At 47.8% G+C, this 25,592-nt stretch carries 22 protein-coding genes; 14 read left to right on the forward strand and 8 right to left on the reverse strand.

Going from position 1 to position 25,592, the window contains the following annotated elements:
* Positions 1–20: 20 nt before the first annotated feature.
* Genes gcvH through CIK93_RS08695 form a run of 4 tightly spaced genes read left to right on the forward strand, consistent with a single transcriptional unit; the run spans position 21 to position 4,396 of the window.
* The gene (gene gcvH / locus CIK93_RS08680) at positions 21–401 is read left to right on the forward strand and encodes a glycine cleavage system protein GcvH (protein WP_094391379.1); all 381 of its coding nucleotides are present in this window, start codon (positions 21–23) and stop codon (positions 399–401) included.
* Between the two features lie 24 nt (positions 402–425).
* Positions 426–1,745 carry an aminomethyl-transferring glycine dehydrogenase subunit GcvPA gene (gcvPA, locus tag CIK93_RS08685; protein ID WP_094447167.1) on the forward strand — a complete coding sequence of 440 codons (1,320 nt, stop codon included), beginning with the start codon at positions 426–428 and terminating at the stop codon, positions 1,743–1,745.
* A 16-nt stretch (positions 1,746–1,761) separates the two neighbouring features.
* Positions 1,762–3,174 carry an aminomethyl-transferring glycine dehydrogenase subunit GcvPB gene (gene gcvPB, locus CIK93_RS08690; RefSeq protein ID WP_094447101.1) on the forward strand — a complete coding sequence of 471 codons (1,413 nt, stop codon included), beginning with the start codon at positions 1,762–1,764 and terminating at the stop codon, positions 3,172–3,174.
* Positions 3,161–4,396: an NAD(P)/FAD-dependent oxidoreductase gene (locus CIK93_RS08695; protein ID WP_094447102.1), complete on the forward strand. Its 1,236-nt coding sequence runs from the start codon at positions 3,161–3,163 to the stop codon at positions 4,394–4,396. The genes gcvPB and CIK93_RS08695 overlap by 14 nt, the downstream gene beginning before the upstream one ends.
* A 121-nt stretch (positions 4,397–4,517) precedes the next feature.
* Here CIK93_RS08695 and kduI read toward each other — a convergent pair whose 3' ends face one another.
* Together kduI and CIK93_RS08705 are read right to left on the reverse strand one after the other, a co-directional pair.
* The gene (gene kduI / locus CIK93_RS08700; protein ID WP_094391376.1) at positions 4,518–5,486 is read right to left on the reverse strand and encodes a 5-dehydro-4-deoxy-D-glucuronate isomerase; all 969 of its coding nucleotides are present in this window, start codon (positions 5,484–5,486) and stop codon (positions 4,518–4,520) included.
* Between the two features lie 20 nt (positions 5,487–5,506).
* The gene (locus CIK93_RS08705) at positions 5,507–6,949 is read right to left on the reverse strand and encodes a PTS galactitol transporter subunit IIC (protein ID WP_094391375.1); all 1,443 of its coding nucleotides are present in this window, start codon (positions 6,947–6,949) and stop codon (positions 5,507–5,509) included.
* Between the two features lie 514 nt (positions 6,950–7,463).
* Here CIK93_RS08705 and CIK93_RS08710 point away from each other — a divergent pair.
* The 6 genes from CIK93_RS08710 to CIK93_RS08735 all read left to right on the forward strand — a co-directional run bounded on the left by CIK93_RS08710 (position 7,464) and on the right by CIK93_RS08735 (position 13,525).
* Positions 7,464–8,264, forward strand: a complete 801-nt coding sequence (locus tag CIK93_RS08710) for a GIN domain-containing protein (RefSeq protein WP_094447103.1) — start codon at positions 7,464–7,466, stop codon at positions 8,262–8,264.
* A gap of 35 nt (positions 8,265–8,299) precedes the next feature.
* Complete coding sequence (locus CIK93_RS08715; RefSeq protein WP_094449212.1) at positions 8,300–8,812, forward strand: RNA polymerase sigma factor; 513 nt, start codon at positions 8,300–8,302, stop codon at positions 8,810–8,812.
* Complete coding sequence (locus CIK93_RS08720; RefSeq protein ID WP_094447105.1) at positions 8,809–9,504, forward strand: hypothetical protein; 696 nt, start codon at positions 8,809–8,811, stop codon at positions 9,502–9,504. The genes CIK93_RS08715 and CIK93_RS08720 overlap by 4 nt, the downstream gene beginning before the upstream one ends.
* Before the next feature lie 18 nt (positions 9,505–9,522).
* Positions 9,523–10,497, forward strand: coding sequence for a hypothetical protein (locus tag CIK93_RS08725; RefSeq protein WP_094447106.1), 975 nt, complete (start codon positions 9,523–9,525; stop codon positions 10,495–10,497).
* Positions 10,498–10,522: 25 nt separating this feature from the next.
* On the forward strand, positions 10,523–12,703 hold the full coding sequence (locus CIK93_RS08730) for a TonB-dependent receptor domain-containing protein (RefSeq protein ID WP_094447107.1): 2,181 nt from the start codon (positions 10,523–10,525) through the stop codon (positions 12,701–12,703).
* Between the two features lie 210 nt (positions 12,704–12,913).
* Entirely contained in the window at positions 12,914–13,525 is a 612-nt protein-coding gene (locus CIK93_RS08735; protein ID WP_371327161.1) for a hypothetical protein, read from the forward strand.
* A 127-nt stretch (positions 13,526–13,652) separates the two neighbouring features.
* On the opposite strand, the gene CIK93_RS08740 is transcribed toward CIK93_RS08735, so the two are convergent.
* From CIK93_RS08740 to CIK93_RS08765, 6 genes are all read right to left on the reverse strand, one after another.
* Positions 13,653–15,425 carry a hypothetical protein gene (locus CIK93_RS08740; protein WP_094447108.1) on the reverse strand — a complete coding sequence of 591 codons (1,773 nt, stop codon included), beginning with the start codon at positions 15,423–15,425 and terminating at the stop codon, positions 13,653–13,655.
* A gap of 106 nt (positions 15,426–15,531) precedes the next feature.
* On the reverse strand, positions 15,532–16,158 hold the full coding sequence (locus CIK93_RS08745) for a hypothetical protein (RefSeq protein ID WP_094434271.1): 627 nt from the start codon (positions 16,156–16,158) through the stop codon (positions 15,532–15,534).
* Between the two features lie 51 nt (positions 16,159–16,209).
* Positions 16,210–17,526, reverse strand: a complete 1,317-nt coding sequence (locus CIK93_RS08750) for a plethodontid receptivity factor PRF (RefSeq protein ID WP_094447109.1) — start codon at positions 17,524–17,526, stop codon at positions 16,210–16,212.
* 29 nt (positions 17,527–17,555) lie between these two features.
* A complete protein-coding gene (locus CIK93_RS08755) occupies positions 17,556–18,674 on the reverse strand; it encodes a hypothetical protein (RefSeq protein ID WP_094447110.1) in 1,119 nt (372 codons plus the stop codon).
* A gap of 38 nt (positions 18,675–18,712) precedes the next feature.
* Complete coding sequence (locus CIK93_RS08760) at positions 18,713–20,005, reverse strand: DUF6175 family protein (protein ID WP_094391365.1); 1,293 nt, start codon at positions 20,003–20,005, stop codon at positions 18,713–18,715.
* A 93-nt stretch (positions 20,006–20,098) separates the two neighbouring features.
* Complete coding sequence (locus CIK93_RS08765) at positions 20,099–20,989, reverse strand: hypothetical protein (protein ID WP_094447111.1); 891 nt, start codon at positions 20,987–20,989, stop codon at positions 20,099–20,101.
* Between the two features lie 484 nt (positions 20,990–21,473).
* Between CIK93_RS08765 and CIK93_RS08770 the strand changes: the two genes are divergently transcribed.
* From CIK93_RS08770 to CIK93_RS08785, 4 genes are all read left to right on the forward strand, one after another.
* Positions 21,474–22,631, forward strand: coding sequence for a hypothetical protein (locus tag CIK93_RS08770; protein WP_094447112.1), 1,158 nt, complete (start codon positions 21,474–21,476; stop codon positions 22,629–22,631).
* Between the two features lie 5 nt (positions 22,632–22,636).
* On the forward strand, positions 22,637–23,347 hold the full coding sequence (locus tag CIK93_RS08775; RefSeq protein WP_094447113.1) for a porin family protein: 711 nt from the start codon (positions 22,637–22,639) through the stop codon (positions 23,345–23,347).
* A 625-nt stretch (positions 23,348–23,972) separates the two neighbouring features.
* Positions 23,973–24,977, forward strand: coding sequence for an A/G-specific adenine glycosylase (mutY, locus tag CIK93_RS08780; RefSeq protein WP_094447114.1), 1,005 nt, complete (start codon positions 23,973–23,975; stop codon positions 24,975–24,977).
* A gap of 14 nt (positions 24,978–24,991) precedes the next feature.
* Positions 24,992–25,345: a YraN family protein gene (locus tag CIK93_RS08785; RefSeq protein ID WP_094440224.1), complete on the forward strand. Its 354-nt coding sequence runs from the start codon at positions 24,992–24,994 to the stop codon at positions 25,343–25,345.
* Positions 25,346–25,592 lie beyond the last annotated feature (247 nt).

Here is a 25,592-nt window from a genome sequence, read left to right on the forward strand (position 1 = left end):
CTAAAAAGAACTATACGATTATGGCAAAAGTAATTGAAGGACTCTATTATAGCGAGTCACACGAGTATGTACGTGTTGAAGGTAACACCGGTTTTATCGGTATCACAGACTATGCACAGAACGCACTGGGCAATGTGGTCTATGTGGATATGCCCGATGTTGACGATGAGATAACAGCAGGTGAAGACTTCGGTGCGGTAGAGAGCGTGAAGGCTGCCAGCGATTTGCTGTCGCCCGTAAGCGGTACTGTACTGGAAGTGAACGAAGCACTCGAAGACCAGCCCGAACTCATCAATCAGGATGCTTTCGAAAACTGGATTATCAAAGTGGAACTCAGCGATACCGGAGAACTGGATCAGCTGATGGATGCCAAGGCTTACGAGGCTTTCTGCAATCAGTGATTCACGCAAAAAGCCTATATGCCTATGTCCTATAAGTATTTTCCACATACCGACGACGACCTGCAACAGATGATGCAGCGCGTCGGTATCAGCAGTCTCGATGACCTCTATGCAGAAGTGCCGGAGGCTATCCGTTTCCGTGGCGACTATGATCTGCCTGACGAAATGAGCGAGACCGAGGTGCGCCAGGTGTTTGAACAACTGGGCGCCATGAACCGTCCTATGATGTGTTTCGGCGGCGCAGGGGTCTATGACCATTATACACCGGCGGTGATTCCCAATCTGTTGAGCCGTTCTGAACTGCTGACCAGTTATACGCCGTATCAGGCGGAGATATCGCAGGGAACGCTCCACTACATCTTCGAATATCAGTCGATGATGGCTGAACTGACGGGCATGGATATCTCCAATGCTTCCATGTATGACGGCACGACTGCCTGCGCTGAAGCCATGATGATGGCGGCGGCATCGGGAAAGAAGCAAAACCGATTCTTGGTGAGCGATACAGTCAATCCCAAGACGCTGCAGGTGATGCAGACCTATGCACACTATCATGGCATCCAGCTCGGAACTGTTGCCTCACGAGACGGTGTTACCGACCGTGAAGATCTGGAACGACAGTTGGCGGAAGGTGGTGTGGCTGGTGTTCTCGTGCAACAGCCCAACTATTTCGGCATTGTGGAGGACTATAGCGGTTTTGCCGATCTCATCCATACCAATAAGGGTCTGTTTGTCATCGATAGCATTGCTGCCGACCTCGCCCTACTGAAAACACCAGGCGAATGGGGGGCTGACATCGCAGTAGGCGATGCACAGTCGCTGGGCATCCCAATGCAGTTTGGTGGTCCATACGTGGGATATCTGTGTTGCACGGAGAAACTGTTGCGTAAGATGCCTGGACGCATCGTCGGACTGACACAGGACAACAGAGGACAACGTGCTTTTGTGCTCACGCTGCAGGCACGCGAACAGCATATCCGCCGACAGAAAGCTACATCAAACATTTGTTCTAACCAGAGCTTGATGGCGCTCTTCGTCACCATATATCTATCGCTCATGGGCAAGGAGGGACTGCGCGAAGCTGCACAGCTGTCGTATGCCGGCGCCCACTATCTGTGTGACCAACTGATAGCAACAGGTCGTTTCCAACTTGTCTATCAACAGCCTTTCTTCAACGAATTTGTGGTACGCTACGGCGGTGACCTCGACGGACTGCTCCAATGCCTTTCCGACGAAGGTATCTTCGGTGGTGTGAAAGTGGCAGACGACCAACTGATGATTGCCGTCACTGAGCAACGCACCAAGTCTGACATTGACCGTCTGGTCAGCCTTATCAACCTCTAATCCACAGCAAAGCCTTATGAACAACAAGTTATACGGAAATCTCATCTTCGAATTGTCGAAGCCTGGCAGAAAGGGCTATTCGCTGCCCAGAAACGAGTATGGCAACTATAACATGCCGGAAAGTATGCAACGACAACATCCAGCCGAACTGCCGGAATGTGACGAGCTGACCGTGGTACGTCACTATACCAATCTCTCGGCCAACAATTTCGGAGTGGATAACGGATTCTATCCTCTGGGGTCATGCACCATGAAGTATAACCCTAAAATCAATGAGGAAGTGTCTGCTATGCCACAGTTCACACGCTTGCATCCGCTACAACCCGCTGAAACGACACGGGGCGCAAAGGAAGTATGCCAACGGCTGAAGAAAGCGCTCTGTGCACTGACCGGACTGGCTGACTTTACACTCAAGCCTTTTGCTGGAGCGCACGGTGAACTGACAGGACTGATGGTAATCAGAGGGTATCATGAAAGTCGTGGTGATATGGCGCGTACCAAAGTCATCGTACCTGACTCGGCACATGGCACTAACCCAGCTTCGGCTGCTGTATGCGGACTGGAGATTGTGGAAGTGAAATCAACTGCCGACGGTCGTGTGTCACTCGATGATCTGAAAGCTATTGTAGAAGCGGAAGGCAACAATATTGCTGCCATGATGATGACCAATCCCAATACATTGGGACTTTTTGAAACTGATATCCCTGCTATTGCTAAACTCATCCACGACTGTGGCGGACTGATGTATTATGATGGCGCTAACCTCAACCCTATGCTCGGTGCATGTCGGCCGGGCGATATGGGCTTTGATGTGATGCATATCAATCTGCACAAGACATTCTCTACCCCTCACGGTGGTGGCGGTCCTGGCAGCGGTCCTGTCGGAGTGAGAAGCGGATTAGAACCTTTCCTTCCTTTTGTCAGTCCCTATGAAGCTGGCAATTTCGGAGTGGTTATGAAGGCTTATGCCTATATCCTCTCACTGGGTCGCCAACAGATCAAGATGGTTGGACCGTTGGCTACACTCAATGCCAACTATATCAAGGAATGTCTGAAGGATGTCTATCTGTTGCCTATCGACGGACTCTGCAAACATGAGTTTGTGTTCGACGGACTGAAAGACAAATCTACAGGGGTGACAACAATGGATGTGGCAAAGCGGTTGCTTGACTATGGGTATCACGCTCCGACCATCTATTTCCCATTGCTCTTCCACGAATCACTGATGATTGAACCTACGGAGAGTGAGTCGAAAGACACGATCGACGGATTCATCAGTGTGATGCGACAGATTGCAGAAGAAGCCAAGACTCAACCCGATACGGTCAAGTCGGCACCGCTCAAGACGCCTATCGGAAGAGTTGATGACGTATTGGCAGCCAAGCATCCTATTGTCAACTACAAACAGATGATTCATGACAACAACTGATCTTATCATCGTCGGTGCGGGACCTGGTGGTTACCGCGCTGCACATCTTGCCGCGCAACGGGGATTGCAGGTGGTTGTCATCGAAGCCGACCAGGTGGGTGGCACTTGCCTTAACCGTGGTTGCATACCTACCAAAACGTATGTCCACGCTCGTTCCTTCGACGAGGCTGTGGGCAGACAGCCGGAGGTGGTCACTGCATTGCGTAGCGGTGTGGAACAACTCATGGCTTCGCCAGGCATCACTCTCGTACGCGGTCGTGGTGAGTTCACCGGACCTCATACGGTTAAGGTTGGCGATGCGGAATATACCGCTCCACACATCATCATCGCTACGGGAAGTAGTTGCAAGATGATTCCTGTAGAAGGTATCGACCTTCCACAGGTGATGGACTCTACCAAACTCTTGCAGTGTCAGGAACAGCCTCGTCGCTTGTGTATCATCGGAGCTGGTGTAGTGGGCATGGAGTTTGCCAGTGTGTTCAACCGCTTCGGCACAGAGGTGACAGTCATCGAATACCTCAAGGAGTGTCTGCCTATGCTCGACAGCGATATTGCCAAACGACTCCGCAAATACCTGGAGCGCCAAGGCATCACCTTCCGCATGAAGACTACTGTCACCTCGCTCGCAGATATTGATGCTGATGCCATTCTCATTGCCACAGGTCGCAAACCCAATGTGTCGGCTGACCTTGCCGTTGCCGGCATCACCTACGACGAGCGTAAAGGCATCAGCGTAGATGAGCACTTCGAGACTAATGTCAGCGGTGTTTATGCTATTGGTGATGTCAATGGCAAACAGATGTTGGCTCATGCAGCAGAGATGCAAGGCATTCATGTGGTCAACCGACTGACGGGACATCAGGACAATATTCGTTTCGATATCATGCCTTCTGCCATCTTCACAAGTCCTGAAGCTGCGTGTGTGGGCTTGTCGGAAGATCAGTGTAAAGCCACATTGCCTGGCTACCGTTGTCGCAAAGCATTCTGGCGTGCCAACGGCAAGGCTCTGACGATGGATGCTGCCGAAGGCCTGTTGAAACTGTTGTCGGATGTTGACGACCGCATAGTGGGGTGTCATGCTTATGGTGCTCACGCGGCCGACCTGATACAGGAGGTAAGTAGTCTGATGTGTCTCAATGCTACTGTCGCTCAGTTGCGCGACATGGTACACATCCACCCAACGCTCTCTGAGGTGTTGCATGCCGCATCAGAACAGGAATAACATCATTTTACCCCAAATCAAAAGCCCCGTCAGCATGGACGGGGCTTTTGATTTGGGGTATGCTCGGCATGAGCATACAAAAAAGCTCTTATCCGGAGACAAGAGCTTTTATATGTGAATCTTATTTCAATTCTGTGATCTTCACCACCTGCATGTCGTTGTAGATGAGGTTCTCGCCAGCCATACCCCAGATGAAAGTATAGTTGGAAGTTCCTGCAGCGCAGTGCACACTCCACTCTGGATTGATAACAGCCTGTTCGTTGCCTGTCCAAATCAGACGAGTCTCCTGTGGTTCACCCATGATATGGCAAACGCTCTGTCCTTCTGGAACCTTGAAGTAGAAATACACCTCCATGCGCTTGAGGTGGGTATGAGCAGGCATTGTGTTCCATACCGATCCTGATTTGAGTTCGGTAATACCCATCTGCAACTGGCAGGTGCGCACACCAGCCACACCGTTGAGAATCATCTGATGGATAACGCGGTCGTTGCTCTCGGCAGCACTTCCTGCTATAATATTCTTCGCGTCTTTCAGACTCACCTTTTTGGTGGGATAGCTCTGATGGGCACATGCACTGTTCATATAGAACTTAGCAGGATTCTGTGCGTTCTTACTTGCCACAATGATTTCCTTTACACCCTTACCTACATAGATAGCCTCCTGGAAAGCGAGGTCATAGCGCTTGCCGTCAACCGTCACGCTACCGTCACCACCTACGTTGATGATACCAATTTCGCGATTGTCGAGCAGATTGCGACCATTGTCACTCTTGCTGAGATCCACATAGAGTGGTTCGATTGATGTGAGTTTCAGTGGAGTATCGGTTGGCATAGCACCTCCCACAAGGAAACGGTCGATGGTGGTGTAGGTCCAGTTTACTTCACCTGGTGCCATGATTTTCTCAATGAGATACTCGCTACGCAAACGCTGTGTGTCGTAGCTCTTGGCATCTCTGGGGTTTGAAGCCTGTCGCACACAATAGTTTGTGTAGCTGTTTTCTGCTTTTACTTCATAGCCTTTATACTTGCACTGTGCATTTACCGAAATGGCTGCCAGGCAAATGGCTGTAGTCATTAAAATCTTTTTCATTACTTTCTATAATTATTTAGTTAGTTGTTTACTTTCTTTTTCTCGTCAGCGATAATGCGCTTGCGGTTGATCAGCATCATGGCGAGGGTGATGACTACCAATACGGCAGCACCTATATATTTGAAATACTTCACCAGAGCATAGATGACATAACTAAACAGGGCGGACACGAAATCCATACTACCTGCAAGGAATCCTTCTGGAACATGAGCGGCATTATCTTGGGTCTGCGCATATACCGAAGCGGCGGCCTTGGTAAAATCGGGAGCCATATCGGTGATAAACCAAAGTCCTATGAGTAATGCTATAAGTCCTATGATGAAACTCTTCACCACATTACCCTTGGTATAGGGAAGCATCATGGGGAAAATATAAAACAGGCCTGCCAACGATGCAAGGGGCAGAAACTGGTTGCCTGGCAGAATTACTGCTATAACGATATAGGTAGGAATCAGAAACAAAGTACCTACCAACGCGGTGGGGTGACCGATAACGAGTGCAGGACTCATACCGATGTGGATGGTCTTGCCCTTCATCTTTTTGTTGACCACCTCTTTGGTCTTCTCTGAGATAGGCATCAGTCCGTCGATAAACAGTTTGGTGATACGGGGTATCAGTTCCATCACGGCTCCCATCGTTACGCCAAGGAAGAGAATATGCTTCACAATGCGCATCACACCATCGGTAGCGGTAGAACCTGCGGGCATGGTTGCCATAAACTGATCGAACTGGGTGATGTCGCCCCAATGGGCTACAGTGGCTATCAATGCGCCTACTACCACACCGAGTACAAGGGGTTCGCCAATAACGCCGAACTTTGACTTTAAGCCCTCGGCATCGATATTGAGTTTTGAGAATCCCGGTATTTTGTCGAGCAGCCATCCAATAGCAATGGCAAACGGTGTGAAACTCTGACAGAAAGGCTGTGGCACGGAGATGCCTGGAAGGTTGTAGTATTCCTGAAAGCGCTCTGCCGTAAGGTCTGCCATCACGAGTGTGATGATGTAGCACACGATAGCTGCAAAATACCCCCATACAAGACTCTCGCCGCACACAAAATATACCACAGCACCTATGAAAGCGAAGTGCCAGTAGTTCCATAGGTCGATATTGACAGTACGTGTGGTTTTGGTGATTACCATGAGGAAGTTAACACCGAGGCACACAGGGATGATGAGTGCACCGACAGCTGTATTGTATGCTACAGCAGCGGCAGCAGGCCATCCCATATCAAATACACTCAGGTTGAGGTTGAAGATATCCTCAACAGCCTGCAGCGGATCCTTGAAATTATTGGTAAGCAAAGCTGTAACAATACCGAGGCCCACAAATCCTACGCCCACATACAGACCAGATTTGAGTGCCTTGCCAAATTTCATGCCGATACACAGACCGATAATCGTGAAAAGAATGGGCATCATCACCGATGCACCCATTTGAATGATGTAGTTGAAAATATTCATTACTTTACTTTTTTGTTTGTTTCTAATTATAATGTACCGTGACTGGCTCATGCCACGATATTTGATTTGTAATAGTAGTATGACTGCGTGACCGATATCGTGTGCCATCTTTCATCAGCGAAGAAGCATGCCACGGGATATTATCGTATCACGAATTTTATATGCACCTGCAAAATTACTTAATCTTTTTGTAAAACTCACCTTTTATCGTTTTTAAATGCGTTTTTTCGCTTACCATACCTCTTTTTCACCCGAAATCATGCTTGCCAAAGACAAATGTCATGCCAAAAGTGTTGTGTTACACAACGTGGCTTTTTCGTTCTTGTGCGCAAGTGTCTTAAATTCCGATTGGCTATTTGCGTTAACGCGAGGTTAAATTCCAAAAGTTTATATGATGTTAAAATAGTGTTAAATCGCGTTGCCTGTCATTGAGTCTGCTGTTTTTTCTCGTTATTTGTATAAAAGACGCAGGGAAAAGCCCCAAATCGTTATCAGCAAAAACAGAATAAAGACAATGACTATGAACAAAAGATGTATCACAACAACACTGGCACTACTGCTGACAGTATTGACTGTCGCAGCAGGAACGAAGATTGTGGAAACCAAGCCACTCCAACCTTTTACTGTCCTGAATATCCTTGGTAGTGCCAAAGTGGTTTATATCCAAGGTAGCGGACATAGTGTGCGTCTGGAGGGTGACAAAGAAGAAATCGATCGCCTCGAAATCAAACAAACAGATAAGCACCTCAATATCGGTTACAAGACCACCAAGATTGGCGGCATTTATTATATGGGCAATGGATCAAACAACGGTTCGGTTACCATCTATGTTACTTCGCCTGCAATCAATGTGATCAATGTGACAGGCAGCGCAGAGGTTGAAGTCGATAAGTATAAAGTTCAAACATCCATGCTGACTATGAATGTGACAGGGTCTGGATCCATACATGTGAAAAATGCCAGCGTAGGAACTGCCACATGCAATGTAGCAGGGTCAGGTTGCATAAGTGTTGATGAGCTGCAAACTGTCAATGCTTCTCTCGTTGTGAGTGGAAGTGGTATGGTCAAGGCACAAGTGGATTGCAGTGATAAACTGAATTGCGTAGTGGCAGGATCAGGAGACGTTAGTGTATCGGGAAGAACTGCTAACTATAGTAAATCGGTCATGGGATCAGGATGTGTTAGTGACAAGAAACTGAAATATACCAATCTTAGCAATGCCACAAGATATGACGGAAAACAGTCGTATGTGATTGACAGAACAGGAAGAAGCCAAGGCAATGATACGGTGAACGGCATCGTGGCAAATCCTTAAAACTATACGACATAAGACAAGGAAGGATACTGAAGGTGAACCAACAGCAGTTTGAACATACGGCAAAACAATTGCGCATGAAGGCCTGGCAAACGGCATCGCGCATGCTGAACGATAGCGATGATGCCGACGATGTGGCGAGCGAAACAATGCTTAGGCTATGGGCTGTGCATGATACGCTACACGATGAAACACATGCCGTCAGACTGGCTGTTGTCGTGGCTCGACATACTGCTATTGACCACCAACGACGACGGCGACCATCGGTCAGTATAGACAGCGGGACAAGAGTCATTCCTCTCGATATTCCCACCACCGATACACCTGACCGGAAGATGGAATGGGAGGAAAGCGAACAATGGCTGCGACAACGCATCGAACAACTGCCACCCAGAGAAATGCAGGTGTTGAGACTCAGACAGACTGAACGACGCACCAACGCTGAGATTGCAGCACTACTGGGAATAGGCGAAGCATCTGTGGCAACCATGCTATCGGCAGCACGTCGAAAACTGTTTAATGATATCAAAGAAAGGAACCGACAATGACAAACCAACAACTCATCAATCTGCTCGAAAGCTTCATGGATGGACAAACGACAGTTGAACAGGAAACACAACTGGCTGACTTCTTCCGTCAAGCAACAGATGCCGACCGTCCCGAAGGAATCTCGAACGACGATTGGCAGGCCTATTGCGAGATGTTCCGCATGTTTGAAAACGGAATGGAAGATCATACGGCAACCATTCGTCCTGTAGGAACAGACGCTCCTGAGAAGAAACATCGCATCTTGCCACTGCGCTGGATGACGGCGGCTGCCTCGGTGGCTGTGTTGCTGGTTGGCGCACTGACACTTTGGAACCATACTACTGACCAACCGCAGCCGATAGCACAAAGTCAACCGGCCATCACTCCCGTTGAAACCGATACCGTGGCAGTGGATCGACGTCAGATACCATTAGACAGTATCACACCGCCCGCCAAAACCACTAAGCGGAAGATACGTCGACTACACAGCGTTCCACCGCCTCCTAAAGAATATCTGGCTGAGACTGGAACTACCAAGACGGTGGACAAGGCCATCAGTCAGGCTGACCTCGATGAAGCCGTGGCACAGGCAGAACTCTTGCTCCAAGCCATGCAACTGCAACAGATGGTTGAACTCAACGATAGTAAGATGCAATACCTCCAGGCTATGGATGCACTTGATGCCGAAGAGGAAGAATATGTAGAACAATAAGCAAATAACTATACAACAATGAAACAAATAATACTTACCATGGTTGCCATGTGGGCAACTGTAAGTGCCTCGGCACAGGAAACAATCCAGAATGCCTATCAAAAGGTTATTGGAAACTCGACGGTTGAACTGTTGACGCGTTCCGATTATCAGGATCGAACCGACTCGCCAACCACTTACTGTAAGTTTACGGAGTTTAAAATACCGGAGAGCAATAAAAACCTCATTAAACAAATGGAACAAGCCATGTTAAAGGATCAGGACCGTGCTTATTCCTTTTTTATAAGAAAACCTGAAGCAAAGATGAACACACTCAACACCAAGAAAGTGGTGTATGGGCCAAACAATGAGTATGGGGTGACATTGGGAAGTAATAAGTCGCATTATTACTATTCTACCTTTTTCAAGGAACCGTCTGACTCTACTCGCCGCCATGCCTATGCCTTCGTGTGGTTTAAGGAAGGAAAGGATTTCCACTGCTACTACTATCATATCTATGGTCTGACTCCAGAAGCTGCTAAAAGCGTAACGATGAACAGCCTGTCGAGTCTCGCCAAGGGAAATCGCATACGTAGCACTCTTTCTGGCAATACGCTCATCATCGAGCGCTATGACGAACAGGGCAATAAAACCCTGCAACAGGTTAGTGTGTCAGACGACAGCAAAACAGCTGACGATCTGTCGGTAGATGATGTGACTGCTAAACCGTCGAAGGTCACCAATGATGTGGAGTTTATGACTCAGTTCGGACTACTCAGAGTGGCTTTCCTCGATGCCATCAAAGACCCTAGCCAGAAAATGCTGCAGGTGGGGCTCGCTACTAAGATAGTGGCACTGTGTAAAGATCACAGCAGTCTCTTGACCTATGGCGAACGGACAACATGTAAGAATACTATTTTGGATATGACTAATATCATGAACAAAACCGTTCGCGGAGATATCTATCTTGAGGGAATGCTCAAACAAGCCATAGATTATCTCGGAAAGAAATAAACATACACAACATAAACACAAAACAATGATGAAAAGATATGTATGGGCAGCCATACTGCTACTCCTATGCCCTGTAGCGAAGGCGCAGAGCGACTCTGCTGCAGTAGCCACCGACACTACTGATGTCTATAAAAATGTGGGTTTGGGCGAACTGACCGTTAAGGCACAGCGACAAATGGTGAAGACTAAAGACGACCGCGTCAGCTATGATGTGGCTTCCGACCCTGAGGCAAAGACCAATCCGCTGATAGAGATGCTTAAGAAAGTGCCGTTTGTTACCGTCGATGCTGATGGTACGATCAAGGTCAAGGGTTCGAGTGATTTCAAAATATTCAAGAATGGCAGACCTGACCAGTCTTTTACCAACAATGCCAAGGAACTTTTCAAAGGACTGCCGGCAAGTATGGTGAAACGGATCGAGGTCATCACCGAACCTGGAGCTAAATATGATGCGGAAGGACTGGTGGGCATCCTCAATATCGTGATGGACCGACAGAGCCAGATGAAAGGACTGACGGGTACTGTCAGTTCGAACGGGACATTTGGAGATAGTGGCAATCCATACAATGGCAATCTCTTTCTTACAGCACAGACAGGCAAACTCACCATCGCGCCGTATATCGGTATGGCATTTCAGAAATGGCATCAGACAGAAACAACCGACTATGTCTATACCGACACCAACAACCGGTACCACGATGAACGGAGAACATACAATCCGGGAAGAAACATGTGGTATGGCATGGATGCCAGTCTGGAACTCGACTCCTGCAATCTCTTGACCCTGGCGGCAAGTGGATTTGCCTATCGGGTGAAAGATGATGCAATAAAAAACACCCGACTGACCGATGCTGCTGGAAATCCAATCTATAGCATGCAGATGGACAGTAGAGATGTGCTGGCGCGCTATTTCGATATCGACTTGCAACTGTCCTATCAGCATAATTTCAGCAGAAAGGGCGAACTCCTTGCCATCGACTATCTGTTTTCTACCACCCGTTCTCATAGTGACGGAAGCTTAGACCTGTCACAGTGTTTGAACTATGGGGAATATGACAGCCAGTCTTTTGACAATCATACTACCTTCAGCGAACATACCCTGCAGATTGACTATGAACGTCCGTTTGGCAAGCATCATTCATTAGATGTGGGTGGTAAGTATGTGATGCGATTCAATAATAGTGATAACCTCAGGAGGGAATACCTCAACAGCGAACTCCTACGCTCGCCAGCTACTAAGTTTGACCATAAGACCGATGTGGGGGCTGCCTATGCTGAATATAAATATCGGCTCGGTGGATTTACCCTTGCTACCGGACTGCGCTACGAGACGTCACGCATGAAGGGATCATGGCCAGACGGTTCACAAGATGATTTTAGCAGACGTTTCAACGATCTCGTTCCGTCTATTCGCACGACATGGCGCATCAATGATCAAAACTCGCTGAAACTCGCTTATACCATGCGATTGTCAAGACCGGGCATCAGTTATCTGAACCCGTATCATAACGAAACACCAATTTCCGTCAGCTACGGAAATCCGCATTTGGGCACGTCGAAAGCTAATAATTTCACGTTGGGATACAACCTCATGACCACTAAACTGACCATCGGTCTCAATGCCTCACTCAGTCTCTGCGATGATGCTATTGCCGGAGTGAAATGGGTGGAAGACAATCGCTTCATGTCGAGTTACGACAATAGTGGTAAGGTTAACTACTTCCAGGTCGTGCCTTATATCCAGTGGCAGATTACTCCAACCACTAAACTCGTGAGCAATAGCACCGTCACTTGGGTGGACAAAGCCAATACTTCACTTGGACTTGCCATGCATAGATGGAACTTCGATTCCTATAATCAACTGACACAGGAACTGCCTGCCAAACTGGCTTTGACCCTCTCTGCATATTTCGATTATGGCACTCCGACAACGCTTTACAGTTATGACTGTGCATGGCAGAACTTCTCCGTGTCGCTCCGTCGCTCCTTCCTTAAAGAAGATCGACTCACCACCTTTGTGCGTTGCAGTTATCGCAATGATATCAAAACCCATTACGTGAAAGGTGACTACATCGGCAGTCAGCGTGTTGATGGTCCTAACTGGAATCTGCAGTTTGGAGTGTCTTATCGCTTCGGAAGTCTGAAAGCATCGGTCAAGAAGACTGCCAAACAAGTGAGCAACGACGATTTGATGGGGCGCAAATAATAGCATAAACACGCTCAATTACCCTGATGACTGATTATGAATAAACACTCTCAAACAATATGATGCTTCCATGCTATGTCTGTGAAGATTTGCGGAATGCATCCTTTTTCTACTCCCATGTCGGATGACATGGGAGCTTTTTTATCTGAAAAACGATAGGAAAACCAACGAAATGTTGTATCTTTGTAGATTGAATGATGATGATTAAGTATGGACAAGGTACTGTCGCCAGGCGATGCAACCATTGTCCGCCAACGTATGAATACTAATAGACAAGATATGGAAAAAACTTTTGAACAGCGGTTGCACGATGACCTGCACCGTTATCTGCTGGGAATGAAAGTGGTGGATGAGCGTCTGCCTGAATGTCCTGATGTAGAAGGACGATGGAAACAACTGATAGAGGCTTATCTCCCTGATGGCATCAGGGAGTTTGCTGCCTATCCTACCGTTTCGCTGGGATGGATGATGTTTATCGGCATGGCTATCGCATACATGTGGGACAAAGACTGGATGCGCTATAATGCTGATCCACAGCTTTACGAACTGTTGCGCGATGCGCGTGGCTACGATGCGATGGATGATCATATCATGGAGGATGTGCTCAGGCTCGATGAGAATGGACGCAGAAAAACACAGGACATCGTGGCGGAGTGTGCCTCGCGCACCGATAATATGTTGCGTCACGAACATATACAGCCTGGCACCAAAGAGGCTTTTCAGGCCTATACACAATGTCTCCACCAACTCTATCTCATGGGAATGGCCATGCAACTCTCTGCCATGGGCTACCACATGACACCGCTGAATCCTGTAAACTGATGCGGAGATTTTTAGTATAAGAATCTTGCAAAGCACAATAACCCTTGAAAACAATAATGACCGACATCGTACCATGTCGGTCATTATTGTTACTAGTGATGGCTAATCCCCAACTCGGACAGGAGGGTTAATAGCGAAGGATGGATACGCCTGCTGAACGCAGATTGGGCATGGTCATACCGATGGAAGCTCCAATATAGGTGGGGTCGCATACGGTGTAACGCTTGCCATCGACGGTCAGAAAATCGCCTTTCACATCGCCTTTAAACTGTACGGCGGTGGCGATATGGTTGGGATAGTCGAGGTAAACGACATCAAGGCCAAGCAGTTCGCGAACCAGCCAACCGAAGAGCACTGAACGGTCTTCGCAGTCGCAGGCAGGATAATAGAACAGTTCTTCAACGAAAAAGGGTTTCTCAAAACCAAACTGTTCTTCATCCGTAGCATATTTGAAACCGGTCTGCACAAAGTTCAATAGCAGATTGGCAGCATCAACTTCACTCTTTCCCTGTACAAGGGGACGTAATGTGCCGAGCACCTCTTGAGCTAAACTGCCTGCTACGGGTGCCTTGGCATAGACGCCATAGTCGCATTGGGGCATGGAGGCATAGAAGTCCATCAACGATTTGGAAACATTAACGCTGACACTGACATTGCCGGCTTTGTTGGTGCGCTGCCTACTGACCACGCCGCTGTTGAGGGCTGGAACATTGTTGAGGCGCATGGCAACGGGAGTCTTGGCTTTCTTCGAATCCTGATTACACATATAGAATGTGCAGGCCTCCGTGCCGTTGATGTTATAATAGTTCAATCCCTCTTTGGTGAAATAGGGGTGACCATAGACCATGCAGTCGGTGGCAACAAACAATAACAACTGGTTGCGATCGCCACGACGTGCCATCTTCGCACGGTAACCCAGTTCGTTGAGCAAGAACTGTTGCATGACAATACAGCTGTTTTCATCGTTGCATAAGGCTTCGGCTGCGGTTTTCACAAAGAGGAATACTCCCCAGTCGTTGAGGCGGAAGTCTTTCTGTGCCTGTTGGCAGTTGGCAATAAGGGGCTTGTAGTTGGAACGGCATAATGCTTCGTAACCGTCGGCAACGGCACATTCCTGACTGCTGGTGATATTGATAACGCCTTTCATTGATGCGTCAATATAGAGTTTGGTGTTGCAATAGTTGATGGCTACACTGGGGTAGAATTCCTTTTGCAACGAACTCTGCATAGCGGGTTTGGCTTTTGGCTTGGGTTGCGGCTTAACCGGTGTCGTCTGTGGTTTCGCAGGTGTTGTCGGTTCTGCTTTAGGTGCTACGGGTTGCGGCTTAACCGGTGTCGTCTGTGGTTTCGCAGGTGTTGTCGGTTCTGCTTTAGGTGCCACGGGTTGTGGCTTATCTGGTGTTGCCTGTGGCTTCGCAGGTTCTGCTTTTGGTGTATTACCTCCAATGATGGTGGGTGTATTTTGCTTAGCCACGATCACAGTAGGTTTTGGAGTTGGCTTGGGTTGTGGTTGCGCTTTGGGTGTCGGCTTGTCGAAGGTCAACTGATCCACATTCTTCACCTCTACCGTAGGACGTTGCTGTCCCTCGATGGTGGTCTGATTGAGAATATCCTTGATGGTCAGTTCCACTGGTGGAGTATCTTCAGGATGTTTTTGCTCGTCGTAGATGACAGGTTTCGGAGGTTCGGGTTTGGTATGTCGCTCCACGGGTTTCTTGGCTTCTGCCTTTTTCCATGGGTGGCGCAGAAACTCGATAAACTCCTTGTTGGCATCGTCGATGAATTTGTCGAACGAGGCATTCTCTTCTTGGATGAATTTGTCAAAATCGTCAGTAACGACTTGAGCAGACAAGGGAATACTTGCCAACGCTGTTACGGCGAGAAAAACGAGTCTTTTCATTGTTGAAGGTGTTAATGGTGAACAGTCTGTGAATAATGAAAAAATCGACAATCCGAAGCATACGACTGCCTTGCGGTCGGCTTTCGGATTGTCGATATGTGGTCGGTTAATCCTGAGCTACAGGTTCACCGATGAAGTCTTCTACTTCCTTGCTCAGATCCTTGAGAGCGGCTTTCTGCTTGGCTTCGCGTGCTGCGGCCTCGCGGGCTTTCTTGGCCTGTGTCTCGTCGATAGAAAGGAATACCTGGAATTCTTTCTTACCATCCACGTTGCGAACCATGGCGAAGTGTTCTTTTACCAAACCGGCAATCTTGGTGTTGACAGCCATTTCGTAAGCCTGACCGAATTTATCAATTTCCTCGGTGGTCATGCTGCTATTGTCTGAAGAGGCAATGCTCTTGGCTTTACCTACTACCTGAGCTTTCGCACGCATAGCATAGTTGGAAACGGCACTCATTGTAGCATTGTCGCGACCAATCTTGGGATTAGAACCTATTGCAATGCCGATGAGGCTGATACGGTTTTCCTCGTCTCCTTCAATATAGGTACGATACTTGGTCAGAGCATAATCCATGGTTGAGGCTGATGCAAGCATGGTCCAGCCAGCCTTCTTCCATTCCTTGGTGGTTTTCTTAATGTCCTTTGCCAGGGCTTTCGACTGTGCCGAAACCATGGTTGAACCACACAGAATCATGGCTGCAAGGAGCAGCAGGTTGAAAATACGCTGTTTCATAATCTTCTTGTTTTTTGAGTTATTATTTAATAGTTTATAAACGGTTGCGGGTTATTCTTCCCAGTTGGTGGTGTAGGGGAGTGACACCTTGATGCGCTCCACGTCATTGGTGGTGGGGTTCACCACGGTGATGGTGCCTTTGACGAAAGCGAAGCGCGACTTCTTGGTGGTGCGGGCTTTCATCGTGCCTTCTGCCAGTGCTTTGACCTGGATAATGCCTTTAGAACCGAAGATGGCGTCGATGTCGTCGAATACCAACGGGGCGGTCAGTTCGGGCACTTCAAGTTCGATGCTCTTCAGACCGAAGGTAATGCCTTGACGGTTGTTGAGAGTCATGCGGATATTGATGTCGGTCAGGGTGCGGTTTTGCTTGTTGACAGCATTGGCGGTGAGGATGATCTTGCCTTCGGGCACTACGGCTTGCGCAATATTAATGGTGGCATCGGCATCCACACCGATGATGGCACGCTGTTGCAGCTTCTTGTTTTCTATGCGCAACTGTATGTCGAGGAAGTTTTCTTCTTCGGGCAAACAGTCGGTGGCGTCAAAACTGATGAGGAAGGCACCGTCCTGTGGCTCTACGCTGATTTGTCCGGCGCAGTTCGACTTAACGGTGGGCACCTTGGCAACGCGCACGGGTTTGCCTTTCAGCAATACTTGTACCAGATAGGTATTGTCATCGGTGAAGCGTCCGGTGATGGCGAGAGCGTCATAGAGTTGGCGGTAGCGCAACATGAGCCCTTCCGCTTGTTTCACGCGGACATCATCAAAGAAGTACTCCTTCAATGCTGCTAACTGGGTGATGGCGGCTTTGATGTCTGCCACATCGGCAATATCGTCAATACCGTCTTCCAGGGCTTGGTATTGTGCCACTTTCTCAGCATCAATCTTCTCAAACTGACTTTGTAGCGTGCGCTGTTCGGTACGAGAGTAGGGGTAGAGCACCGAATACTCGTAAAACTCCTTCTTAGTTTGCTTGTCGCGCATGCGACGCCAATAGACCTCTTCCACCTTGGCTTGCGAGATACCTTTGAGGAACGGCAGGTTGGCAGACTTCATCTTAGCGATGCGGTTGTATTCGTCGCGCGATTCCACACCGTCGTTGGTCACGGTTTCGCTGGCCACGTTGCGTTGTGTCACGCTGACATTGCTGGCCACCGAGAGGATGATGCGCTCAGTCACTTCGTTCATCGCCTTGACCTGTGCCTGGGCTAAGGTGGGGGCTGTCACGCTGACCACGAGTTTGCCTTCTACGGCTGTGCCGAGCCATGCGGGCACTTTCTTGGCACTACTCTCCACCACCTTGTTTTGTGCATAGATCGTCACGATGGCGAACATCATGCATACGAGGGTTATCAGTCGTTTCATAATGGTCTGTATTTATAATAGGTGTTGTGCTACCATTCTACTGGCAGATTGCGAATCTCAATGATGGCATCGCGCACTTTCAGTTTGATATATGAAATCTTGGGGATGAAATGGTCTGCCTTGATGAGGTAGAAATCTTGCTTCATAGCCAGTTTCGGAGGCATATTGCGCCAGTCGTAACTGCTGTCGTTTTCGTTGACGGAGAAGTTGTAGCTCTCCAACTCCTTGGCATTCTCGTCGAAGGCTGATTTGATTTCAACTTCACCTTTTTCCGTGTTCATGCGGCGGTTGCAGAATTCTGTTTCGATGGTGATGCGGTTCTGTTCTTTATTGCCGTAGCAACGCAATATGCGGAAATCGAGGTCGTTCACCGAGATCGTCAGTTCGTAAGGAGGCATCTGGGGTGCCTTCTGGTCGATGACGGGAGTGGCGGGCTGTGGCTTTTCCACTTCCACGATGACGGGCTTCTCCACTTCCACGATGACGGGTTTCTCCACTTCCTTCTCTACGATGACGGTATCTGGACCGGCAGGGATATTGGCGGCAATCTCTTGCTGAAGGGCATAAGCCTGATCGTAGCAGGGAATGTTGCCTGTCACAGCCGACAGATAAATGACAGCCTCTTGATAGCGGCGTTGGTTATACAGTGCTTGTGCCTTCTGCAGGATGATGGCGCAGTTGGCGGCATAGTAGTCGGCTATCTTCTGACGGGTGGTACGTATGAATCGGGTGAAGGCGGGGTTGGTCACCTTGATATTCTGCACCAGCTTCATCATCGCCTTGTCTTTATCGCCTACGGCATCAGCCTCCACGGGGATGGTCAGACTGTAGTACTCCGTGCCGTCGATGATATTCTTGGCGATGAGCACCAGTTCGCCTTTGGCAACTGATACGTTGCGCACCATTCCCTCGGTAGAGAGCACATCGCCCAGCGAGAGGGCTGGTTCAATGGCAAACACATTATACACGTCGGCTGCTGCTGCGCTGTTGCGGTTGAGCACCTGGTGCATCTTGAGGTCGAGTGCATCAATGACTTCTGCAGGCAAATTCTTATCCGTGGCTTTCACGGTTGAGAAATGGATGTCGCTCTGCGCATATCCTACGATGGCAAGCGTCATCATTGCTATTTGTGTGAACAGTCTTTTCATACTCTTGGTAATTATTGTTGATACTCAGTCCCTGGAATTTATTCAATGACAATCTCCAGTTTCTGTCCCTGTGCGGTAATGGTGGCTTTGTAGTTGTCACCAAACTGTGTGCGGAAGAATTTGCGGAGGTCGCTGCTGAAATTAGAGATAGTGTATGAACGTCCGCGCTCTGCATTCCACAAGGGGATGTTGAGGGCGATGTGTACAAACTTATCGGTACTGTTGCTCATGTCATAGACACTCTGCTGGGCATGTTCGCGCAACCAGTCATCGAGGGCGTCTTTGAAGTTGTTACCCGATTCAGGACTGTCTTGGTCGAAGTCCCAGTCGCTGATGCTCTGTGAGAGGGTCAGGTCAATATAGATTTCACGTCCGTCGGCTACCATCTTCTCAAATGAGCTCTTGATCTGCTCGAAGAAGTCGGCAGTAATCTTTTTCATAGAATACTCCACGAGTTCGGTATTGCCTGTACTTCCCTTGTAGTATTTGCCACTGGGGAAGGTGGCTGCAGCGAGGTTGCCGTTGGTCTGATTCTCCACAGCACTCAGGTTGAGGTTACACTCGATGTGGTTCTGGTTGTCTGCCAGTACTTTGGCATCAACCTTGACAACGATGTCGCCTGGCAACTGCTGCACAATCTTGGTCTTCAAGTCCGACTTGCTGCCCATGCGCATCATCTCATCTCTCTTGGAGTTCTGCAGCTGAGTGATGAAATTGCGGGTCTTGTAACCGTGCTTGGCAAATTCAGCAGTGACACGGGTGAGGGCATATTTCAACGCCTCATTATTCTCTGCTGCTTTGCGCATCGCCTCAAAGTCGGTACCATTGCTGCTGTTCACTTCTGGCACAATGACGATGGTGGGATTGAGGGCGGCGGTAGCTTTCACCTGCTTCTTACCATCCACCCATGTGGGCGAAACAGCAATGCTGTTGTGCTGTAGGTCAGCAATCAGCGACTTCGTATTGATGGTCACCGTCACAACCACTTTCTTTTTCTTCGTCACCTTCATATCATCAACCTCCTTGGGTTCGTCGGTGAGGTAGTTGATGTATCGTGACTCAGAGAAGAAACGGTAGTCGTAATCCTTGCGGGGTACGGCTATCATGGGAGTACCACCTTTCAGTCCTGCCACACCAGAGTGAAACAGCGTGTTGAATGCAGACTTGATGGCGAGGGCGGTAGCTTCCTTTTTCTTGTCGGCAGTGCCCGATGATCGTAATGTTACATTACCGTTTTCCTCCGACACCAGTTCGGCATCGTTGGAATATACTTGTGCGAAAAGGTTGGGGCAGAGCATCAGTCCCAACAGGAAACAGATAATCTTTTTCATATCTATACTCTGTGGTTTATTGGCTTAAAACCCTCATCGGTCAGAAGGCCGACGAGGGGTGATGGCTGCATAAATCAATTTTCCTCGTTGGTCTTAGATACGGATACCGAAGAGGGTGCTGACGTATTTTGACTGAAGGGTAATGGTGACCCCCTGATCCATAGCCGCTTTGAGCTCTTTACCACCCTTCTTTACCTTGCAGAGCGAGATGTTTTCACCCTCTACCGTGCTGACTTTCAAAAGACCGATTTCCTTGTTGGCTGTACGTCCGGCAATCTGGCGACTTACCTTGATGCTAAACCAAGTTTCGGTGTCGATACCGTGTAATGTGCCCAAATCGATATAAACCTCTTTGGCTTCATCCTTCTTCAATTTGCTGATTTCGAGGATGTGACCGTATAGGGGAGCTATGTTTTCGAGCAATCTGTCGATAGCATTCGAGGTACCAACGCTTGTCACTGCACTCTGAATGGCTTTTTCCTCCGATGCATCGTGGCCGGAATTTTCGTTGGTCTCACTGGCAACGATGGTACCGTTTTGTGGATTCACAAATTTAAGGGTGTAGCTACAGGTGGCAGTATAAGTGCGCTTACCTTCTTTATCAGTTTCAGATTTAGTGGCAATCGAGTTGATTCTACCTTGAAGAATGAGGTTGGCACCAATGGTCACCATGGTCTTCATACGATCCATATCGCCTTCTGCAGAGGCTTCAGGACTCTCGCGTCGTGATTGCTCCAGTTTGAGCGATTTGTCAGAATCCACGTCAATCAGAATAATGCGCTTGCGATACTGAATGTGTTCAATCACTTTGTTGCGCAAAGCTTCAGCTTGTGAAAAACTGAGGTTCTGTGGACGGTTGAAATACTCGATGTAAACAGTCTTCTTTGCTTCCGACTGTTCGTTCTGTGCGCATACGTTGGCGCAGAATCCTAAGAGAAGAATTACTGTGAAAACGAAAGAGTTGCGCAAGGTGTACTTTTCCATATTTATAAATCCTTTAAAATTGTTAAAATAGTTATTGATTCTTAGAAAATCGTTATTGGTGGTGCAAATATACGTTTTTTTTATTGATTAATAAAATTTAAGTCTTTAAAAATTACTCCTCAACATGATTTTTATACGCAATGAATATGTTTTTTACCGTATGATAATTGTTTTGTGGCGTTTCTCATGCGGTTGCAATCCTGTCTGAAACGGTCTCATTTTCCATCGCATGACGATGACCCCTATATAAAAAGATGTAGTGTAGAAATCCTGTGGATAAGTGTTATATTTGATGTAAACTACTGATTGTTCATCTGTTATCATGCGCGTGTAACATAGATTAAGGTATCCATTCTTTTTTTGTAGTAACATGCAATCCCATTTTTTTTTCGCCCACTTTGATATTTTTCCCTTTCTTCTTTTGCTGTTTCAAGAAATCGTAGTACATTTGTATCATCATACATACTAAAATAAAAACAAAACCATGAAACGTACTTGTTTCGCATTTCTTTCCCAATGCCTGCTTGTCATCATTACACTGACATCATGCAGTGACGACCAAACTGATCTCTCCCCTGATATTAACACCCCGATTACCGGCTATTGGCAAATAGCCGATGGTGACATCAATGGCGATGGTGCCATTCAAGGCATCGTGGTACACAATGACGAGACTGTCAGCGAATGGTTATATACCGGTGAAACCGCTAATCCTTATCAACTGGGATTCAAAACAGGTAAATGGAGCATCAACGGCAACCACTATGAGATGCAACTTCCTATCAGCAATGGCACCTATTATAATGTGACAGTGGCGGGAAACAATGACAGGACAATGTATCTTGCGTATAAAGGAAAAACATCCGTAGTGCCTTTCTATAAGCTGACATCCCTCCCTGGAAATGGAAACGAGATGATCAGCGAACTTGAGGGCATGAAAATGTCGGGATACACGATGGCTGACTTCACGGGATATTGGGAACTGGATAACGGGAACGGCACAGGCTTCTATATCGATGATGAAGGAAACATCTCTGATTTGATATGTATATATGGTGTGGAAAAATATTATTCCGTGAAATATCATTCGGCAGAGGTGATACTTAACGGCAATAGCTGTGTCATCTCTTCTTTGGGAACACAATGGATGGTGTATGCCGTAGGCAGCAACTCATTACTTGCCATGGACCGCAATAACAATAGTCAGCAAGTGGAACACTTCGTGAAGAAAGATATTCCTGATGTGATGATGCGAGCCGACGAGATTATGAAGGCCCCTGTGCCTGCAGAACTGCTTGGCAAGTGGGAAACCATCCACTATACGCACATGATCAATGGCGAGAATGTTACCGATATTGATATTCTCAATGGCGATGAATGGAATAAGCAGTTTTACCACACATTAGCTTTTTCAGAAAATCACAAAATAAACAAATGGGATAGATTTGGAAGCCAACTCTACGACCAATGCTTCATGTTGAAGGGTGACAATATCACTATTGCAGGAAACTTGACCGATCTCCTTTTCCCACAATACAATTATACAGAAACATGGACTATAAGCGACAAGACTGAAAACAGTATGAAGCTTACGCGCGAGCAAGGTAATACAACAGAATGTTATACTTATAAACGAAAATAATTGCAATGAAACATATCATAGCAGTCGCTATCATGATGTTGTTGCCTATGTGGGCAACAGCTCAAAACGAAAGTCGCCACGTGTCTGTCATTCCACATGCAGGCGTAACAATAGCCAAGATGAATGGTACTGCACTAACGGCAGCAGAGAAATGGAAAACCGGATATACTGTTGGAGCAAGCGTAGAGTTTCCTTTGTCGCAGAAATTTTCTCTGCTTACGGGAGCCGACTTCAGTCTGATAGGCACTGGATTCGAGAAACAGAAAGAGAAATATGCGTCTGCCGACGAAAAACTTGACGTGACGTATCTCTCCGTGCCGCTGCAAATCAAAACATATTTCTCTGGTGTGAAAGGTTTGGCTGCACATATTGGTGTGCAGGCTGGCATACTCCTCTCGGCAAAAGATAAGATGACTATACACAGCATACGCACGATGAACCTCGGCAACGACGTATCATCAATGTACCTATGGGAATCGTACAAAGAGAAGAAATCGGAGAATGTGAGCAGCAAATTCCGCAATGTCGTTATTGGCATTCCCCTTGGAGTGAGCTACGAATGGCGACACATCACCCTCGATGCCTCCTATTGTTTCGAACTGCGACAAGCTATCAATCTGGAGACAGACAACCCCGGTGGCTGGGACTTCAACAACTCTCGCACCGCCCGCAACCATGCCATCTATATCACAGCAGGATATAAGTTCACGCTATAAGCAGAACCACAATATCTAATGTCCCACACGGATTTTTAATGCCGCACACGGACGACACGGATTATAGTTAAAGATTATTTTTAAGATTCTATTTAAGATTTACCATAGGTTATTTTTCTCGCGACTCGGCAAAGAATAAATTCTTGGATTTATTCTCTGCTCTCACTGCTCCAAAAATTCGAGCCTGTAAGGCGATCCCCATAAAAACCCTTCCCAGAAGCGAGGAACTTGAGCGCATTTTGGTCAAGGATTTTTATTTAAAGATTATTATTTCTGGCCAAAGGCCATATTTCATTAAAGATTTCCTCCAAAGATTTCTTGCGCTCGCGCCCCCCCCCCAAAAAAAAACATCCGTATAAATTCCGTCTAAGATCCGATGATTTCCTTCAAAGATTTACCTATGGTTTGTTTTGTCGTGACTCAGCATAGTGAAAGCGAACGTTTTCGTTAAGCCAGATGAGCAGAATAAAGCTCGCTTTAATTCTGCCATGGCGAGAAAAGGTGCCATGAAATGGAACTCTCACTCTGGCTTCGCTACTCCAAAACATCCGTGTACTCCGTGGATCAAAAAAATATCCCCCGATATTTTGTTTTTCGCAACCGATTCAGTAACTTTGTCACCACTATGAGTTTCACAACCACCATACTGCAATGGTACCAGAAAAATGGACGGATGTTGCCTTGGCGACAGACACGAGACCCGTATGCCATCTGGCTCTCGGAAATCATACTGCAACAGACACGCATCGAACAAGGACAACCCTACTGGCAACGCTTCATCGAACGCTGGCCTACCGTTGATCACCTCGCACAAGCCTCTGAAGACGAAGTACTGCGCTTATGGCAGGGACTGGGCTATTACAGTCGTGCCCGACATCTGCTGCAGGCAGCCCGTCAGGTGGTGGCAATGGGAGGATTCCCCAAAGACATGAAAGCGCTGCGCAGCCTGAAAGGAGTAGGCGACTATACCGCAGCAGCAATAGGAAGTATAGCCTTCGACCTCCCCGTTGCCGTGGTCGATGGCAATGTCTATCGCGTCCTTTCAAGATACTACGGCATCACCACCCCCATCAATTCCACAGCAGGCAAACACGAGTTTGCTGCCTTGGCACAACAGCTGCTGCCCGAACATCAAGCTGCGGATTATAATCAGGCGATGATGGATTTCGGCGCATTACAATGCACCCCCAAAGGACAACAGTGTCAGCGGTGTCCGCTCCAGGAAACGTGTGTGGCATGTCGTGAAGGACGCGTCGATACCTTACCCGTAAAACTCAAAACCGTCAAGGTGAGTGAACGCCTCATCACCTATATCTATATAAGGTGTAACGGACAGACCGCCATCCGCCGACGTCCCGAAGGCGACATTTGGCAAGGACTCTGGGAACCGCCAATGATCTCCCCCGATGCGTTACCCGCCGAAGGCGGCCACCTGACCCTCGTGTGCAGTAAACTGCGCCACGTACTGACCCATCGCGTCATCCTGGCAGACTGTTGGCTGTGGGAAACAGCCACCCGACCACCCCTGTCCGACGACTACATCTGGATAGACGAGTCTGCCCTCGACCACTATGCCGTGTCACGATTGGTAGAGATGATGCTACAAAAGATACATACCAACAACGATTGATCATATATAAGTCTATGGCAGAACATAACGAACTCGGAACATGGGGAGAAACCCTTGCTGCAGAATATCTGGAAAAGAAAGGATATCAGATTCTCGAACGCGATTGGAAGAGTGGCCATCGCGACCTCGACATCATCGCCATGGATGGCGACACCATGGTGATAGTAGAAGTCAAGACCCGTCGCAACCGGCTGTTCACCGACCCCGAAATGGCAGTAGATTATCAGAAGATCACCAACCTCCAGCAGGCAGCCAACCATTACGTCAAGATGAAATATTACGATGGCGACCTACGTTTCGACATCATCTCCATCGTAGGCACCCCCGATACCACCCATACCATCGACCACATCATCGATGCCTTCTGATCCTCCCATCGTTACAATGCCGCACACGGATTGTACAGATTTTTACGGATTTTATTTCCGTCTAATTTCCGTATAAATTCCGATGATTATTTCTTGCGAAGCAACATCTTAAAAAAGATTTCCTCCAAAGATTTACCTATGGTTTGTTTTGTCGTGACTCAGCATAGTGAAAGCGCGCTCTCACTCTGTCTTCGCTACTCCAAAACATCTTGCGAAGCAACTAAACATCCACGGAACACACGGACGA

Source organism: Prevotella sp. P3-92 (genome assembly GCF_002251205.1).
GTDB lineage: Bacteria > Bacteroidota > Bacteroidia > Bacteroidales > Bacteroidaceae > Prevotella.

Excerpts from the sequence above, each read along its gene's own strand:
- gcvH (WP_094391379.1), top strand. The coding sequence starts at position 21 with ATGGCAAAAGTAATTGAAGGACTCTATTATAGCGAGTCACACGAGTAT.
- gcvPA (WP_094447167.1), top strand. The coding sequence starts at position 426 with ATGTCCTATAAGTATTTTCCACATACCGACGACGACCTGCAACAGATG.
- gcvPB (WP_094447101.1), top strand. The coding sequence starts at position 1,762 with ATGAACAACAAGTTATACGGAAATCTCATCTTCGAATTGTCGAAGCCT.
- CIK93_RS08695 (WP_094447102.1), top strand. The coding sequence starts at position 3,161 with ATGACAACAACTGATCTTATCATCGTCGGTGCGGGACCTGGTGGTTAC.
- kduI (WP_094391376.1), bottom strand. The coding sequence starts at position 5,486 with ATGAAAAAGATTTTAATGACTACAGCCATTTGCCTGGCAGCCATTTCG.
- CIK93_RS08705 (WP_094391375.1), bottom strand. The coding sequence starts at position 6,949 with ATGAATATTTTCAACTACATCATTCAAATGGGTGCATCGGTGATGATG.
- CIK93_RS08710 (WP_094447103.1), top strand. The coding sequence starts at position 7,464 with ATGACTATGAACAAAAGATGTATCACAACAACACTGGCACTACTGCTG.
- CIK93_RS08720 (WP_094447105.1), top strand. The coding sequence starts at position 8,809 with ATGACAAACCAACAACTCATCAATCTGCTCGAAAGCTTCATGGATGGA.
- CIK93_RS08725 (WP_094447106.1), top strand. The coding sequence starts at position 9,523 with ATGAAACAAATAATACTTACCATGGTTGCCATGTGGGCAACTGTAAGT.
- CIK93_RS08730 (WP_094447107.1), top strand. The coding sequence starts at position 10,523 with ATGATGAAAAGATATGTATGGGCAGCCATACTGCTACTCCTATGCCCT.
- CIK93_RS08735 (WP_371327161.1), top strand. The coding sequence starts at position 12,914 with ATGGACAAGGTACTGTCGCCAGGCGATGCAACCATTGTCCGCCAACGT.
- CIK93_RS08740 (WP_094447108.1), bottom strand. The coding sequence starts at position 15,425 with ATGAAAAGACTCGTTTTTCTCGCCGTAACAGCGTTGGCAAGTATTCCC.
- CIK93_RS08745 (WP_094434271.1), bottom strand. The coding sequence starts at position 16,158 with ATGAAACAGCGTATTTTCAACCTGCTGCTCCTTGCAGCCATGATTCTG.
- CIK93_RS08750 (WP_094447109.1), bottom strand. The coding sequence starts at position 17,526 with ATGAAACGACTGATAACCCTCGTATGCATGATGTTCGCCATCGTGACG.
- CIK93_RS08755 (WP_094447110.1), bottom strand. The coding sequence starts at position 18,674 with ATGAAAAGACTGTTCACACAAATAGCAATGATGACGCTTGCCATCGTA.
- CIK93_RS08760 (WP_094391365.1), bottom strand. The coding sequence starts at position 20,005 with ATGAAAAAGATTATCTGTTTCCTGTTGGGACTGATGCTCTGCCCCAAC.
- CIK93_RS08765 (WP_094447111.1), bottom strand. The coding sequence starts at position 20,989 with ATGGAAAAGTACACCTTGCGCAACTCTTTCGTTTTCACAGTAATTCTT.
- CIK93_RS08770 (WP_094447112.1), top strand. The coding sequence starts at position 21,474 with ATGAAACGTACTTGTTTCGCATTTCTTTCCCAATGCCTGCTTGTCATC.
- CIK93_RS08775 (WP_094447113.1), top strand. The coding sequence starts at position 22,637 with ATGAAACATATCATAGCAGTCGCTATCATGATGTTGTTGCCTATGTGG.
- mutY (WP_094447114.1), top strand. The coding sequence starts at position 23,973 with ATGAGTTTCACAACCACCATACTGCAATGGTACCAGAAAAATGGACGG.
- CIK93_RS08785 (WP_094440224.1), top strand. The coding sequence starts at position 24,992 with ATGGCAGAACATAACGAACTCGGAACATGGGGAGAAACCCTTGCTGCA.